This is a genomic window from Phormidesmis sp. 146-12 (assembly GCF_052939495.1).
In genome coordinates, this window is record NZ_JBJPHS010000143.1 from 1 (window position 1) to 13,336 (window position 13,336).

Sequence of the window (13,336 nt, forward strand, 5' to 3'; positions counted from 1 at the left end):
AATCCAATCTAAGGTCGCTCCACAATCGGGGCAAGCAATGGTTTGATTGAGACATTTAAGTTTCAAAAAAACGACTCCATCGACTTCATGACAACCATCGACGGCGACGTAGGGTAAGTGAAGGAGTGTATCCAGGTAGATGTCCATACCCCAACCTCGAAATGTACACTACTCTACAATTATCACACGAAGTCTAGGAGAGCCATGTCTTCAGACTGCAAATTACAGAGCCATTGAAGCACACACCTCAGAAAAATTGTTACTTCATCTTGGCTTTGAATCTGGTTGAGGGGTTGGTGGCGTTTTCTGCTCATTTCATCGCTTGCAATACGCTGCCTACAAACCACTTTAACGACTGCATCACTACAGTTCCAGCCGCCTAAAGACCGCCGCGGCGACCCATAATCTTTGCATCTACACCAGCAACTATTGCTCGTCCGTTGCATGGCGCTTGTTAACCTGGTTACTCTATTCGGTTGTTTATGCAGCTATTGCTCTCATCACTTCAAAGATTATTGGTTTTGTAATTTTCCTGAATCCAATCATTAAAAGAGCGAGAAAGTTCATCAGGACTAACAAGCTCACCATCAATATCCATAATCTCAAATGGAGCAGGATCAGTTAAAACATGAGTAACTGGCAAGAAATCTTCTTTGTAAGCTTGGTTCACTGAAATACAATCTACAGGATCCCCTTGCAAAGCAAACTCAACCCCCCTGCCTTGTCCATCTACATGAGAATAGAAATAATTCACAAAAGCCCAGGATTTATCGTTATTGATTCGTTTCTGGGTCGAGAGTTTAAATCCTGGAGAAGAACAGAGGCGTTGAACCACTTCTTCTTGATTACCGAAGGATGGTAGCTCTTGAATCGCTGTTTGCTTGTCTTTATTAGAAGAAGCCCGAAAAAGGAAATAATCAATACTCATCTCTCAAATGATCTCTTTCAGGATACAAATTAGCAATTGATACAAGTTTAAACTTAGAGACACCCTGCTGACTAATGGCACAGTTGTGCGGCAGCAGATCGACTTGAACGATAGACGAAATAACTCTTAACTGTCCGCTCCAACCGGGTTGTTATGGCGTGATCAACACGACTATTTCAACCAACGTTTCAAACTGTCCAATCTTCAACCACCAACCCTGTAACTTTGCCAAAATCTCGACGATTGCGAGTTAATAAAATCAATCCATGGGACAAAGCAATCGCTGCAATCCTGGCATCCATCTTTCCGGGTTGAATTCGCTGCGATTGTAGTTGAGCTAATGCCTTAGCTGAATCTGCGTCAAACGTGACGAGGGGTAATACCTTGAAGTCGAGAATGAGTCTTGTCATCATGGCATACCCTCTCACCATATCGTCCAAATTACGGGCGCGATTGATGTAGGTGTGGCTACCCAGCATTTGTTCGTGAAAGGTTACGGTTGAAATCGCAAAATCTGAGAGTGGGTAGTGAGCAATACGAGTCGAAAAGTTGGTGTAGTCCTGCCCTGCCTGTCGCTGAAGAATGCTCAGATGATCTGTATCTAGCAGATATTTCATGGCTCGTCTTGCGCTTCAAGGAGTGATTCGTCGCCTTGGCGAATGGCTCGACCGTAGGCAAGCACTTCCTCAAAAGCAGGCTCATCCTTGAAAGAGCCTGTAATTTGTTGCAGCCAATTGGGAGATGAGGAAGTCGGAACTTGTTTCTGCAACTCAGCGATCGCAGCTTCTACTGCCGCAAGTCGTTCTTCCAAAGAGGTGTTGGTTGACATTTGAAGTCTCTCCAAATCTGTTTCTGATGTTTGCAGGATAGCGAGTCAGAAGAGATTTGACAATCTTTCAGGCTGCCACACAGCTTAGTTAAAAATTGTCCTACAGGATGCTTCACTGTCACGTTGAGATTTCTTCCATGTCAAGACCGTCCGCGTAGATATCGAACTGTAATACTAGTTTTCTTTCTCCGATTCGCCGTAGAGTTTCAGGGAAGAAACCAAGACAGCGATTACATCGTTCCAACCATAATCCACAAAATAGATCAGCCTCGAATCTATCCGTCAATCTTTGCCAAATGTGCAAATCAGACGGCAAGCGATCGAGCAATGCATTGATCTGATCTTCAAGCTCGACATCAGCGCATTTTTCAACAGAAAGCCGCCATAAACCAGTTTTCTGAATACGATCGTACTTCTTACCCCGAAATATGTCCCCTTTCCGATACGCCGCAGTCGGAACGACTCCTAGTAGCTGAGTGATTTCATCCGGATCTAAATCTTTGCCAAAAAATCGTAACGTCACAGAACAAGCATCGACTGAGCCACCTGCGACCTAAACTAGTTGTCCAGCAGGCAGTTTAGGCGGCAATCGCAGCGGTGGCTCCAATGAATCATCCATCTCAAAAAGTGATCAGTGATAAACAATAGAGAGCTAAATTTGAAGTAATGTCCTCACAAGTATCTCAAGCGGCATAACGTTGCCCATCACCCGCCGCAGACTACCTCTGCATCATAACCGATTACATTGTGGCGGTCGGTGTGCATGGGCGTTGTTAGACAGATTTACGCCTTTAGCTGTTGGACTGTCTGATCTCATGCATTTTCTGCACCGAAGGGGTTAGTGTAGAAAATGCATGAGACGGCTTCTGGACAGCGACTTAAGCTGCTTGCTGGCGATTGTTAAAGCCATCTCCTCCAGCCGCAATACCACCATCAACCGAGAGGATCACCCCCGTTACCCAGCTTGCATTTGCCAAATATAGAACGGCATCGGCGATATCTTTGGGCGTGCCAACCCGACCCAGAGGATGCTGCCGACCTAAATAATCTAATGTTTCTTGGGTCAGTTCACCATGAAGTGATGTTGGTACAATCCCAGGCGCAATCGTGTTGATCCGAATCCTATCCTCGGCTAACTCAAAGGATAGGTTTTTCGCCATAGCTGTAATTGCGGCTTTCGCCATAATCGGCGCTGAAGAAGGAATTGACTGACTAGCGTGGAATGTGAGAATCGTCCCAATGTTGATAATTGCGCCGCCATCTCCTTGCACGCGCATTTGCTTGACGGCTTCCTGGGTGAGCGCAAAGGTTCCGCGAACATAGTTTAGATATTGATCTAATTCACCAATGCTATATTCAGTAAACGGTTTGACCGCAAAGATACCAGCATTATTAATCAGCACATTCACGCGGCCAAACTTGGAAACAGCTTCGTCAACTAGTTTTGGCGCAAATGTCGGATCGGTAATGTCACCTGCTACAAGATGGATGCGATCGGGGCGATCGAGTTTTTGAGCCGCCATTTCAAGTTTTGAGAATGTTCTCCCATTCAGTACCACATTCGCCTGATTGTGCAAAAATGCTTCAGCAATGGCATAGCCCAAACCAGTTGCAGCGCCCGTGATAATTACAGTCTGAGTTGTCATACTATCTACCTCCAATTTAGTTCCAAGATTTGACTGTCTAGATGACTTTTTTCATTAGGAAGTTAATCCTGGACAATATCCCATTTACAATAAAGTTTGCCGTGCTCGTCAGATAACCAGCGAGAGGTGAGCCTTACTTGTTGCCTTTTAATTCCAAGCTGATGCTCTTGTCTGCTGTTTGTAGTTTGGGTTTCGAGGGTTGCTTGTCTCATGACTTTTCTCCGCTGAATGCCTTGCCGAAATTCTTTCACAGGCACTCCAGCAACACCCCAGTCTTCAGTCGCAACTTCATCAATGACGACAAATGTTGTTGCGGGTGTCTTATTTAGAACACGCACCAAAAGTTCTGTTACACCTTTGATTAGTTCAGCTTTTTGCTGTGCTGTTGCTCCTTCGCGAGTAATTTTGATGTTTATGTAGGGCATGGTTTGACCTCCCGCTAATTCCGGCTTGTTGGCAATATTGCTGTGTCTGCATGGATCGTGTAGTGAAAGACTTTGGCAATAATTTTCCATTCGCCCTCAAGCTTAATGAGGGTGAGTAGATCAATAAAATCTTTGGCTAGCATGGAACAACGCATTCGGGCGATCGCGGTTACAGCCCCTGCGAACTCGATCGAATCGATCGAAAATGTATAGGGTTCACCGGAAGATTCTGGGGGAATTCGTTGCTCAACGATTGGGAAATAGGAATGCATATCAAGATGCAATAGTTCTCCGCTAGATGCAGTGAAGTATTGAGCACTGGCATGAAACACGGTTGCCAAAAGAGCTGCATCACAACGATATAAAGCGTCATAATATCGCTTGAGCAGATCAACGATCGCGAAATATTCAATGCCGTAAACCTGTTTATCCACCGCATAGACTTGTGCTTGATTCATAGTTCCTCCGCGCTTTGGGTGATCACAGCTTGAAGCGCATACTCTGACGATAACTCTTCACTCAAAGAAGATAAAGATCAATCTAGTTGAATAACTTTTCACCTATAGTGAATAATACGGATGGCGAGATGGATCATTGGGCAGGTAACTTTCTATGGACAAATTAATTGCTTTGAACGTCTTTAGACGAGTCGTTGAGTTGGAGAGTTTTAGCCGTGCAGCAGACGCTCTGAACTTATCAAATGCAGCCGTCAGTAAAAATGTCCAGGAACTGGAAAAAGAACTGGGAACCCAGTTGCTCCATCGGACAACCAGACGTTTGAACTTGACTGAAGCAGGACGACTCTATTTTCAGCGGGTTTGCTCTATTCTGGATGAACTGGAAAGTGTTGAAGAATTTGTTTCCGATCTCTCGGTCAAACCTCACGGACTGCTTCGCGTGACAGCACCAATGTCTCTGGGTTTAACCCATGTAGCAACAGCGATTTATCAATTTCAATCAATTTATCCAGATATGCAGATCGAACTCATCCTCAACGATCGCTATGTGGATCTCATTGAGGAGGGATTTGATGTGGGGATCAGAGGGGGCGGATTGGTCAACGATAATAGTCTGGTCACGCATCGAATCGGCGATATTCAACGAGTCGTTTGCGCATCACCGACATATCTGAAGCAGTATGGCGAACCCAAATCGCCGGAGGATCTGAAGAAGCACCATTGTGTGATTTACACGCTGGCGCGATCGCCCCATGAGTGGAGTTTTTGGCGAGGTCATGAAACAGTGTCAGTGCATGTTGATGGATCTTTAAAGGTGAACAATAGCCTTGCTGCGAGTCAAGCTGCTGTCGCGGGACTCGGTTTGATTTTTTTGCCAATGTTCACGGTCTTAGATGGATTGGAACGTGGGATGCTGAAAACTGTCTTGAACGAATGGTCTACGGAACCTTTGACCCTGTATGCGATTTACCCAAAACATCGCCAACACTCTGGAAAACTTCAAGTATTCATAGACTTCATGTCGGAGGCTCTTGCATCAATTGCTGCCAGACTTTAACCTTTAGCAAGCCAACAGAAATACCGAGATTTACGCATAGTAATAACTCAGCAAAAGCAGTGTATCAAGATCAATTCTTGACAACCGTACTATTACAAAATCAGAGGTCTAACGGTTAAAGTGAGCGGCGGCGAGTGACCTAGAACGTAGCGCGAAGACTCTCTACCGTCCGCTTCATCGACTTGTGTACGCCCAGCATGGGCGTGATCTAATGGGGTGAAAGTCCCCTGTGGTGGAACCAACGTCCAAATGAACCCAAAAGTTCCGAGTGACGATAACCACTAGTTTAAGGCAAGGGCGTTCCCGCGAGGGAAGGTCTGAAGGAAGCCAGCGACAAACCGACGAGCCGACGAACAGAAACGTCATAGAAGGCGCTCGTCCCCCGGATGAGTTGGCACAACACAACGAAATCCTTGGTTCAAGGGGCGCAGTAAATGACGCGGTTGCGGCGGGAGAGATCACGGTCTTATCTGAGGAGGTCTGTGCGGTTGCGGTTTGTTGACTATGGGAGTCTGACTGAGGTCTCGCGGGAAACGGCGAGGGAGCCACAGAACCCTAATGTCAGCAGAACAGCGCTCTTGGGAGTAATTTCAAGGGTTCACCGTACAGAAGTCAGCCGAAGCCATAGTAGTCCTAACAGACGAAGGGCTGAACATGAACGAACTAAGGAGGAGCCATGAACAACTCAGACGCATCGATGAACCCGGATGGGGGAGATCGCGTTTGGCGTGCTGACACAGAGCCAGCCTTAGACAACCTGATGGCGCGAATCTTAGAGCGCAACAATGTTCAAAGAGCCTGGGAACGGGTGAAGTCAAACAAAGGCGCACCCGGCAGTGACGGGATGAGCTTAGAAGACTTTCCTGCCTATGCTCGTGAACATTGGCAAGAGATTCGCCAATCCTTACACGATGGCAGCTACCAACCGCGTCCCGTGCGACGGGGGGTGATCCCGAAGCCGAGAGGCAAAGGAGAGCGAAAATTGGGGGTTCCTTGTGTCGTAGACCGAGTGATCCAACAAGCCATCTTGCAGGTACTTACGCCAATCTTTGACCCAGCGTTTTCTGAGTCAAGCTATGGCAGCCGACCTCACCGTTCGGCTCATGGAGCAATCCAACAGGTAGAAAACGATGGTCAAAGCTGGATATCGGATTGTGGTGGACTTAGATCTGGAGAAATTCTTTGATACAGTCAATCATGATGTTTTGATGTCCCGCGTGGCTCGAAAAGTTACTGATAAGGTGCTTTTGGGGTTAATTGGTCGTTACCTGCGAGCCGGGGTACTGGTCGGAAGTACCGTTGAACCGACCGAATGGGGAACACCCCAAGGGTCTCCACTTTCACCCTTGCTGTCCACTATTCTTCTAGATGATTTGGACAAGGAGCTAGAAGCGAGAGGGCATCGCTTTGTTCGCTATGTCGATGATCTAGTGATCCTAGTCAAAAGCAGACGAGCAGGGCGACGAGTGATGGCAAAAATCAGCCGTTACTTGACCCAAAAGCTGAAGCTCAAAGTGAATCGGGAAAAGAGTCGAGTGGTCAAGATTGAGGAGTTGAACTATCTCGGATTTACTTTCCGAGGCATTCGCATCTTCGCTTGTGATCAAGCTCTACAAGACTTCAAATATCGATTGCGGGGCTTAACCGCTCGCAGTTGGGGAGTCTCCATGTCAGAGCGATTCGAGCGCTTGAACCGATACTTGCGAGGGTGGATGAACTATTTCGGTATTTCCCAGCACTACACCCCCATCGAAGCGTTAGACGGTTGGTTGAGGCGGCGCCTTCGCATGTGCTACTGGAAACAGTGGCGCAGACCGAGAACGCGCATCGCTCATCTACTCAAGTTGGGAACCAGTAAGCGTCAGGCGATCTCGACGGGCATTAGTCGCAAAGGCTACTGGCGCTTGTCGAAGACCCTAGCAACGCAAACGGGAATGACGAATGAGTGGTTGGAACAACAGGGATTGTTATCGATTCGCAAGTTCTGGATGAAAGTCCAAGGTTATGCGTAAGCCATCTGTGATTGTCTGCGCGTCTTCATGAACCGCCCATTGCGGACCCGCATGATGGGTGGTGTGGGAGGGGAGGGTTAATTGCTCTCCTCGACCCGATTAGACCGTGCCTCACGAGTAACCTCTAATTTACGATCGACAAGGGTTCGATCTCAACAGAGCCGCCCTCAATAGTCTGAATTCGCAAATCGTAGCCGCGCAACAGTCGCATTCCAATCAGAGGAACTGTTTCCGACTCATTAATATAAATCTCGCGATATTGCCCATCCCAAATCACAAGCCCAATGTAGACCTCAAAAGTGCAAGAAATTCCATCGCCCAAGGTTGCGACATCCCACCCCTCCCAACTGAATCCCAAGGTCGAGATAATATCGGTTGGCAAGGTTAAAAAACCAGAAAATCCTGTATCAATTACGGCATCTACTAGCTGCGTTATCGCATTATTTTTGATCACAAGCGGCAACGTTGCCTCACAACTCTCATTCACACGCCCTCGCATCATTGCTTTGTTCTCAAGCTCCGTGCTCCAAAGTGATCCACTGCTGGATACCCAATGCGGACGAACCAGGTCTGAGGATCTGGTACTCGTGCTGAGAGTTGTTTCGAGGCTGCCAGCAGATCATCAGCGACCTCAAAAGCTCTGGTTTCGATGTCGATCGCTACGATTTTCCCGTGATTGCCTTCCTCAACCTGCTGGCGCACCTGAGACTCATAAATCTCATCACCACGTCGAGCAAATTCTTCTTTGCTGTAGCGGGGTTGTCGAACTGCCATTGGCTTGACCTCGTTGCAACTGTACCCCTCTATTTTAGCTTTATTGATGCGCTACGCTGTCGTTAACGCATCCTATGCGATCGCGATCCTGAACTATTGATTTCTTGAACATTGATTTCTTGAATATAGTAGAAACGCTCCCTTTTCGTCCCTTCCTTCTTTTTCAAATGTCATGCCAATTTTCTTTGCCACCTTGACCGAAGCGATGTTTTCTCGATCAATTAAACAGATCAAGCGCGACAATTGCAGGTGTTCAAAGCCATAGTCAACGATCGCCTGAGCCACCTCTGTTCCCAATCCCTGTCCCCAGTACTCTTTGCCCAGCAGGTAAGCCACTTCAACTTCTAAGCGCTCATCAATCGTCCACGGTAGTAAGCCACACCGCCCGATAAATTGATTGGTTTCTGTATGGATGGTCGCCCAAAGTCCCAATTCGGGATGATGTGGATGTCCATTCAGAAACCATTCGAGTTCTTCTTGCGTTTCGTCATAGGTCAAGGTGCCTTCGGGGAAATACTGTCGCACTTCTGGATCGCTGTAAAGCTTGAATAGTGCGTCAAGGTCACTTCGTACTAAGTGTCTTAGAATCAGCCTCTTAGTCTCCAGAATTTTCATGGATTACCCCTTTGCTATTTCTCGCTAGAATGGGCGACTAACGGTCGTGTTCAGCAGCAGCAGACAATTCAAGCGACACCTAGATCTCCAAACTGTCCGCTGCAACACGGTTGTTAGACCGCACTCACGCATAAACCGAAGCAATGTGAATAGATTAACCATCTACACAGCACAAACCATAATCACAAATTCTTCTTCACTACCGATTTTGACAAATTTCTCTACCTGCTCAAATCCTAACTGCTCCCACACTCGTTGTGCCCGCTTGTTGAACTCCGCTATAGTTACCCGCAATTGCTGTGCCCTATATTGGTTCGCTCCGTACCTCACCACGGCTTGAGCATACTGCTTTCCATGTCCTCGACCGACTAAATCTGGTCGTATTCCCATACCGATGTCAAGGGCTTCGCTACTGTACTCTCCACCCGGTACTTGACCATCTGATCCGAAAGAGCAATAGCCTTCGAGTTCTCCTTGCAGATTCAAAATCGCATAAAAGGCGTTTTTCGAGTCAATCAGATAGTGCAAGTCCTCTTGGATGGTGTCGGTATCAAAATTGTAGTAGTCATATGGGGAAGTGTAGCGCCAGTTAAGGATCGCCAATGCGTGTTCCTTCTCAAGTTGTCGAAATCTAAATCTCACCTCAACTTTCCTTAAAGATGTTTGTTAATTGAAACATTCCTCCTTGCAGCATTGCGGTTGTTAGACCGCAGATTGGTCAAACGAATCTGTAGGCGTACCCTGGTGGAATACCATTTGCCAACCTGATGAATCTAACCGCCAAATCGACGATCGGTTCGTATGACGGAACAACTCTCCTGATGGATTCACATAAGCATCTCGATAGGTGAGTAACGCGATCGAGTCTGAGAGCTTGTTCACGGCAAAGTCTTGAGCGTGAATCTGCGGTGGCTCTGGATCATTGGGCAATGACATTAGTTCATAATCGCGCGTGTATGTTGCTCCTGATCGACCAAACTCTTTGAAATCAGGAGCAAGCAACTGTGCCAAGCGCTCTCGATTCCTACGGCACTCAGGTTGATGAAGTTCGCACTCCAGTTCGCGCAGCGCGGCTAACAGTGATAGGTTTTCCATCAGATTACTCCATGACTTTGGGTGAAGGGTTGCTCCATTTCATCGGTGTTCCCCATATTCCATGCTTGAAAAAGCGATCGCCGCTTTGGATAAACCCGACTTTCTGGTAAAAGCCAACTGCTTCTTCTGCGGCGTTAACAGTAACTTCATCCAAATCATAGCTGCATCGGGTGAAAAGTTCTCGACCAATTCCTTGTCCAGAAAATTCTCTCCGGACAAACAGCAATGACAAATGATTACCTCTCTTAAAGGCAATAAAACCAACAACGATTTCATTCCACGTTGCAACTAGCGTTTTCTCATCACTCAAGATTCTGTCTCTTAATTCCTCTGGATGACAGACCTGTAGCCATTCGGCAACACTTTCTGGTGTGCCATCTGTGAGTTCCCATAGAACCGCAGAAGCCCACATACAACCACTGATTTGATGCTCGTCTCCAATCTGCGGGAGTCTGTAGGCAATTGTGTTCATAGTTGTATGTAAATAACCTCTCGGCACCAATCTGAGAGGAGTAATGGTTGAGTTGCTCTCCTGAAGACTAAAGCGGAGCAGCCTAACGTTGCCCATCACCCGCCGCAGATCACTTTTGTATCATAACCGATCGACTTTCGACGGTCAGTGTGCATGGGCGTTGTTAGACCGTGCCTCACCGATAACTGACCACTAGAGCTTATACCAAACTATTGTGAAGCTGCATAGAACTCAAGAAGCTGAAAGCATTGCTATGCAAAGGTTTTTCCAATTATTCTGTGCAGCTTCATACAAAATTGATATTAGCCTATTGTTGTCGGTATTAGTTCCGTTGGGTGAAACTAATGTTTAGATTTAGGATAGAGCCAACCTGCAAATAGTTTCGTCATGCGTGGCATCGCAATATAGGTCATGATGGCAACCATGAGCAGCGTCACTATAAAGGTTCGCAAGAATGGTGGAAGCGGATTGATCAGCGGCACAATCAGAAGGTTAATCAGGCTGATCAAAACATAAATGGTTATGCCTGATATCACCATCATTTTGTGGCGGGGTGGTGGCGGTACTCCCGGCTGTTGGGGCAGGGTAAACCAGGTTTCTAATCCAGTGAAAATCGAGACTTGACTAGAGCTAACCGTGAGGTGATTGGCTCGCTTCAGTAGTTTTTGGCGAATGGCAGAAGTTTCCCACTGCTTAAGATGGCTGATGCGATCGAACTTGAACACAATTCGATATTCGGGATTAGCGTGATCAATCGGGCGAAAGACATTCACCCCCAAATGACCTTCAAAACTTTTTGCTGCTTCACACAGGTCAGCTAAAACGACTTCAAATGCCGCTTCACAGCCCGGTTTCACCCGTTGCAAAATATCAACGGTCGCGGGCGGATCATGATTCGGATTCTCAACATTGCTCATAGCAGAAATACGATTTGAGATCGCTAAGTTAATGAATATCCTGCAATACCAACGTCTAATTTCACCACTTTAGCGGGTTCAAGTCCGGTGGGTAGCGGAAAGGACATCCCCCCATTGGTAACGACATAGATGCTTGTGCGATCGCTTTCACCCCGCCCAAAGGCAAGTGCTGTACTTCCAGACATTCCCTGTTCAGCTTGGGCGATGATAGTCATGTGACGACTAGGTGTGATTTTGACCACACTATTGTAGATATGAGTTGTGCCATACACATTACCATCTTGGTCAAAGGCAAAGTCATCCAGATTGACTGGTTGCAGGAAAATCTCTGGTTCACCAGGCTGACCATCCAGTGAAATCGGGATTCTAACAAGCTGCATCTTTTCGGTATTCGACGCATAAAGGGAATTTCCATAAATCTTTAATCCATTCACAGCCGGAAATTCATTGTCGGAAGAACTGCGAGCTAAATCAGAATGTTCTAGCCAAACCCTGACCGTTTTCTCGGCGATATTAAGTTCCCAAATGCAGCCTCGATAAGAATCTGCAATCAGGTAGCGATCTTCCGCAAGGGGAGTTAGCCCATTCAAAAATATGGCATCTGGCAGCGTGACCAACACTGCTGTTGTCCCTTGAGGAGAAATAGTAAACACGGTCGAAATATTCTGCTTATCCCACGCACTTAGTAACAAGTTGCCATCAGACGTAAAAGCTAGCCCTGTGGCTTTGCCAGTGATGGTTGCATGAAGAATTGGGATACCATCTGTTCCGATCCGAAACACCTTGCCATCTAAGTGACTGGTAAAAAATAGCGTACCATCCGCACTAACACTGATACTTTCCAAAAATGTATTGATAGGGAAATCAGCGATTTGGCGTGCCGGAACAAGATCAACAGATGACTCTGCAAAGATTGATGGTAATCCAGGTGGGATGGACATTAAAACTCTCCTTCTATCAAATTTGTCGCAGACTGAATCTACCACGTTATTTTTCTAAAGCACTGTCTTTCCCAGAACCTAGATTTTCGGTCTAACTTATTTTTAGAGAGAAACTTTCCGCAGATCATCCTAAATTGGGTGAATAGGCTGACAAGTTCTGCACATCGCTCAGAATCGGGTGGATCGCAGAAACTTTCTGTATGTTAGTTAGATCCGTTTGGGTAGTTAGGCGAAAAACTTCAACATATCTTACACTCAAAAATACTGTCCCTTTGGTACTTCAGACACTTGTGCTGTGAAAGGAACAATCGCTCTCTTCACCCCAAATCTCCCGCAGCCAAACCCACAAAGTTACTCGCTCCCAAAAAAATTCAGTCTTCCAAAAAGTCAAAAATCTGTGTAGAACACTTCGCAGATGGATAAAGCGCCCCGAAGCCTGATGGATCAGATCAGAACTCCGAGGACTTCCGTCTAAAGTTAAAACACCTAACTTCAGAGGCGTATATGATTGTACACCGTCAGCTTTGCGATGGGATCTTGAAAGGCTGGAATCAAGATCCTGCATACATTCCATATCTTGCGGGAACGTTTGAGCCGTCAGCGTTCCCATCCTCTTTGCACTAAACAGAGAGGACAAAACAACATGGCCGTTAGGAGACACCTTCCTGACTCGGTTTCGTTTAGCTTTGAGTTGCAATGCTCATTAGTGAGACGTTACCAAGTCACCGTTACGTTGGATTTGCAAGACCGTTTGATTTTTGTACCCTCTGGCATTCTCTCGGATGTCAGGAATTGTATTGAAGAGTTTGTTGAACAATTGAGTGAAGTTGCCTCAAATCAACTGGCGTATCTCAAATGGGATGGCACGAGCGATTTGACCACTGAATATCAAGTGATTCGCGTGTTAGCGGGCTATCAAATTCAACGGTCTTTAATGAAGTTCGATATTGTCATGGGGGCTGGTTCACTCATACATTTGGAGGAATTGCACGACAAAAAGACGATTCAACTTTAGACAGTCGATCGCTCACCCAGTTCGCATTTCACAACATAAAAGATTTCACGTAAGAGGGATGACTTGAAGCTGATCTTTTCATCCCTTCTTATTGTTTCTGCCGTGTACACACACGTCGATCGATCTGTCATTGCTGAGAGCCTTCGCCCCCT

At 46.5% G+C, this 13,336-nt stretch carries 19 protein-coding genes; 4 read left to right on the plus strand and 15 right to left on the minus strand.

Annotated features, from left to right (window positions below):
* Positions 1-505: 505 nt before the first annotated feature.
* From ACKFKF_RS31430 to ACKFKF_RS31460, 7 genes are all read right to left on the minus strand, one after another.
* Positions 506-928 carry a hypothetical protein gene (locus ACKFKF_RS31430; protein WP_446871308.1) on the minus strand — a complete coding sequence of 141 codons (423 nt, stop codon included), beginning with the start codon at positions 926-928 and terminating at the stop codon, positions 506-508.
* 188 nt (positions 929-1,116) lie between these two features.
* Entirely contained in the window at positions 1,117-1,545 is a 429-nt protein-coding gene (locus ACKFKF_RS31435; RefSeq protein WP_446871310.1) for a type II toxin-antitoxin system VapC family toxin, read from the minus strand.
* Entirely contained in the window at positions 1,542-1,757 is a 216-nt protein-coding gene (locus ACKFKF_RS31440; protein ID WP_446859772.1) for a hypothetical protein, read from the minus strand. Before ACKFKF_RS31440 ends, ACKFKF_RS31435 begins: the two co-directional genes overlap by 4 nt.
* Positions 1,758-1,875: 118 nt before the next feature.
* Positions 1,876-2,280, minus strand: a complete 405-nt coding sequence (locus ACKFKF_RS31445; RefSeq protein WP_446871312.1) for a DUF4279 domain-containing protein — start codon at positions 2,278-2,280, stop codon at positions 1,876-1,878.
* Between the two features lie 355 nt (positions 2,281-2,635).
* Positions 2,636-3,403: an SDR family NAD(P)-dependent oxidoreductase gene (locus ACKFKF_RS31450; RefSeq protein ID WP_446859769.1), complete on the minus strand. Its 768-nt coding sequence runs from the start codon at positions 3,401-3,403 to the stop codon at positions 2,636-2,638.
* A 62-nt stretch (positions 3,404-3,465) separates the two neighbouring features.
* A complete protein-coding gene (locus tag ACKFKF_RS31455) occupies positions 3,466-3,828 on the minus strand; it encodes a tautomerase family protein (RefSeq protein WP_446871314.1) in 363 nt (120 codons plus the stop codon).
* A gap of 14 nt (positions 3,829-3,842) precedes the next feature.
* Positions 3,843-4,286 carry a nuclear transport factor 2 family protein gene (locus tag ACKFKF_RS31460; protein ID WP_446871316.1) on the minus strand — a complete coding sequence of 148 codons (444 nt, stop codon included), beginning with the start codon at positions 4,284-4,286 and terminating at the stop codon, positions 3,843-3,845.
* Positions 4,287-4,440: 154 nt separating this feature from the next.
* On the opposite strand from ACKFKF_RS31460, the gene ACKFKF_RS31465 reads away from it, so the two are divergent.
* The 3 genes from ACKFKF_RS31465 to ACKFKF_RS31475 all read left to right on the plus strand — a co-directional run bounded on the left by ACKFKF_RS31465 (position 4,441) and on the right by ACKFKF_RS31475 (position 7,355).
* On the plus strand, positions 4,441-5,343 hold the full coding sequence (locus ACKFKF_RS31465) for a LysR family transcriptional regulator (RefSeq protein ID WP_446871318.1): 903 nt from the start codon (positions 4,441-4,443) through the stop codon (positions 5,341-5,343).
* A 676-nt stretch (positions 5,344-6,019) separates the two neighbouring features.
* The gene (locus ACKFKF_RS31470) at positions 6,020-6,529 is read left to right on the plus strand and encodes a hypothetical protein (protein ID WP_446871320.1); all 510 of its coding nucleotides are present in this window, start codon (positions 6,020-6,022) and stop codon (positions 6,527-6,529) included.
* Entirely contained in the window at positions 6,474-7,355 is an 882-nt protein-coding gene (locus ACKFKF_RS31475; protein WP_446871322.1) for a reverse transcriptase domain-containing protein, read from the plus strand. The genes ACKFKF_RS31470 and ACKFKF_RS31475 overlap by 56 nt, the downstream gene beginning before the upstream one ends.
* A gap of 124 nt (positions 7,356-7,479) precedes the next feature.
* On the opposite strand, the gene ACKFKF_RS31480 is transcribed toward ACKFKF_RS31475, so the two are convergent.
* The 8 genes from ACKFKF_RS31480 to ACKFKF_RS31515 form a co-directional block, all read right to left on the minus strand.
* Entirely contained in the window at positions 7,480-7,857 is a 378-nt protein-coding gene (locus ACKFKF_RS31480; protein WP_446871324.1) for a clan AA aspartic protease, read from the minus strand.
* Positions 7,854-8,129, minus strand: a complete 276-nt coding sequence (locus tag ACKFKF_RS31485) for a hypothetical protein (RefSeq protein ID WP_446871326.1) — start codon at positions 8,127-8,129, stop codon at positions 7,854-7,856. Before ACKFKF_RS31485 ends, ACKFKF_RS31480 begins: the two co-directional genes overlap by 4 nt.
* Positions 8,130-8,222: 93 nt before the next feature.
* Entirely contained in the window at positions 8,223-8,744 is a 522-nt protein-coding gene (locus ACKFKF_RS31490; RefSeq protein ID WP_446871328.1) for a GNAT family N-acetyltransferase, read from the minus strand.
* A 162-nt stretch (positions 8,745-8,906) separates the two neighbouring features.
* Positions 8,907-9,386, minus strand: coding sequence for a GNAT family N-acetyltransferase (locus ACKFKF_RS31495; RefSeq protein WP_446871330.1), 480 nt, complete (start codon positions 9,384-9,386; stop codon positions 8,907-8,909).
* A gap of 60 nt (positions 9,387-9,446) precedes the next feature.
* Positions 9,447-9,839, minus strand: coding sequence for a nuclear transport factor 2 family protein (locus tag ACKFKF_RS31500; RefSeq protein WP_446871332.1), 393 nt, complete (start codon positions 9,837-9,839; stop codon positions 9,447-9,449).
* Positions 9,840-9,843: 4 nt separating this feature from the next.
* A complete protein-coding gene (locus ACKFKF_RS31505; protein WP_446871334.1) occupies positions 9,844-10,311 on the minus strand; it encodes a GNAT family N-acetyltransferase in 468 nt (155 codons plus the stop codon).
* A 341-nt stretch (positions 10,312-10,652) separates the two neighbouring features.
* The gene (locus tag ACKFKF_RS31510; protein ID WP_446871336.1) at positions 10,653-11,228 is read right to left on the minus strand and encodes an antibiotic biosynthesis monooxygenase; all 576 of its coding nucleotides are present in this window, start codon (positions 11,226-11,228) and stop codon (positions 10,653-10,655) included.
* A gap of 23 nt (positions 11,229-11,251) precedes the next feature.
* Positions 11,252-12,169: an SMP-30/gluconolactonase/LRE family protein gene (locus ACKFKF_RS31515; RefSeq protein ID WP_446871338.1), complete on the minus strand. Its 918-nt coding sequence runs from the start codon at positions 12,167-12,169 to the stop codon at positions 11,252-11,254.
* A gap of 643 nt (positions 12,170-12,812) precedes the next feature.
* Here ACKFKF_RS31515 and ACKFKF_RS31520 point away from each other — a divergent pair.
* Entirely contained in the window at positions 12,813-13,184 is a 372-nt protein-coding gene (locus tag ACKFKF_RS31520; protein ID WP_446871340.1) for a hypothetical protein, read from the plus strand.
* Positions 13,185-13,336 lie beyond the last annotated feature (152 nt).

Coding starts and splice junctions, on each gene's coding strand:
- ACKFKF_RS31430 (WP_446871308.1), bottom strand. CDS start 928: ATGAGTATTGATTATTTCCTTTTTCGGGCTTCTTCTAATAAAGACAAG.
- ACKFKF_RS31435 (WP_446871310.1), bottom strand. CDS start 1,545: ATGAAATATCTGCTAGATACAGATCATCTGAGCATTCTTCAGCGACAG.
- ACKFKF_RS31440 (WP_446859772.1), bottom strand. CDS start 1,757: ATGTCAACCAACACCTCTTTGGAAGAACGACTTGCGGCAGTAGAAGCT.
- ACKFKF_RS31450 (WP_446859769.1), bottom strand. CDS start 3,403: ATGACAACTCAGACTGTAATTATCACGGGCGCTGCAACTGGTTTGGGC.
- ACKFKF_RS31455 (WP_446871314.1), bottom strand. CDS start 3,828: ATGCCCTACATAAACATCAAAATTACTCGCGAAGGAGCAACAGCACAG.
- ACKFKF_RS31460 (WP_446871316.1), bottom strand. CDS start 4,286: ATGAATCAAGCACAAGTCTATGCGGTGGATAAACAGGTTTACGGCATT.
- ACKFKF_RS31465 (WP_446871318.1), top strand. CDS start 4,441: ATGGACAAATTAATTGCTTTGAACGTCTTTAGACGAGTCGTTGAGTTG.
- ACKFKF_RS31470 (WP_446871320.1), top strand. CDS start 6,020: ATGAACAACTCAGACGCATCGATGAACCCGGATGGGGGAGATCGCGTT.
- ACKFKF_RS31475 (WP_446871322.1), top strand. CDS start 6,474: ATGGTCAAAGCTGGATATCGGATTGTGGTGGACTTAGATCTGGAGAAA.
- ACKFKF_RS31480 (WP_446871324.1), bottom strand. CDS start 7,857: ATGATGCGAGGGCGTGTGAATGAGAGTTGTGAGGCAACGTTGCCGCTT.
- ACKFKF_RS31485 (WP_446871326.1), bottom strand. CDS start 8,129: ATGGCAGTTCGACAACCCCGCTACAGCAAAGAAGAATTTGCTCGACGT.
- ACKFKF_RS31490 (WP_446871328.1), bottom strand. CDS start 8,744: ATGAAAATTCTGGAGACTAAGAGGCTGATTCTAAGACACTTAGTACGA.
- ACKFKF_RS31500 (WP_446871332.1), bottom strand. CDS start 9,839: ATGGAAAACCTATCACTGTTAGCCGCGCTGCGCGAACTGGAGTGCGAA.
- ACKFKF_RS31505 (WP_446871334.1), bottom strand. CDS start 10,311: ATGAACACAATTGCCTACAGACTCCCGCAGATTGGAGACGAGCATCAA.
- ACKFKF_RS31510 (WP_446871336.1), bottom strand. CDS start 11,228: ATGAGCAATGTTGAGAATCCGAATCATGATCCGCCCGCGACCGTTGAT.
- ACKFKF_RS31515 (WP_446871338.1), bottom strand. CDS start 12,169: ATGTCCATCCCACCTGGATTACCATCAATCTTTGCAGAGTCATCTGTT.
- ACKFKF_RS31520 (WP_446871340.1), top strand. CDS start 12,813: ATGGCCGTTAGGAGACACCTTCCTGACTCGGTTTCGTTTAGCTTTGAG.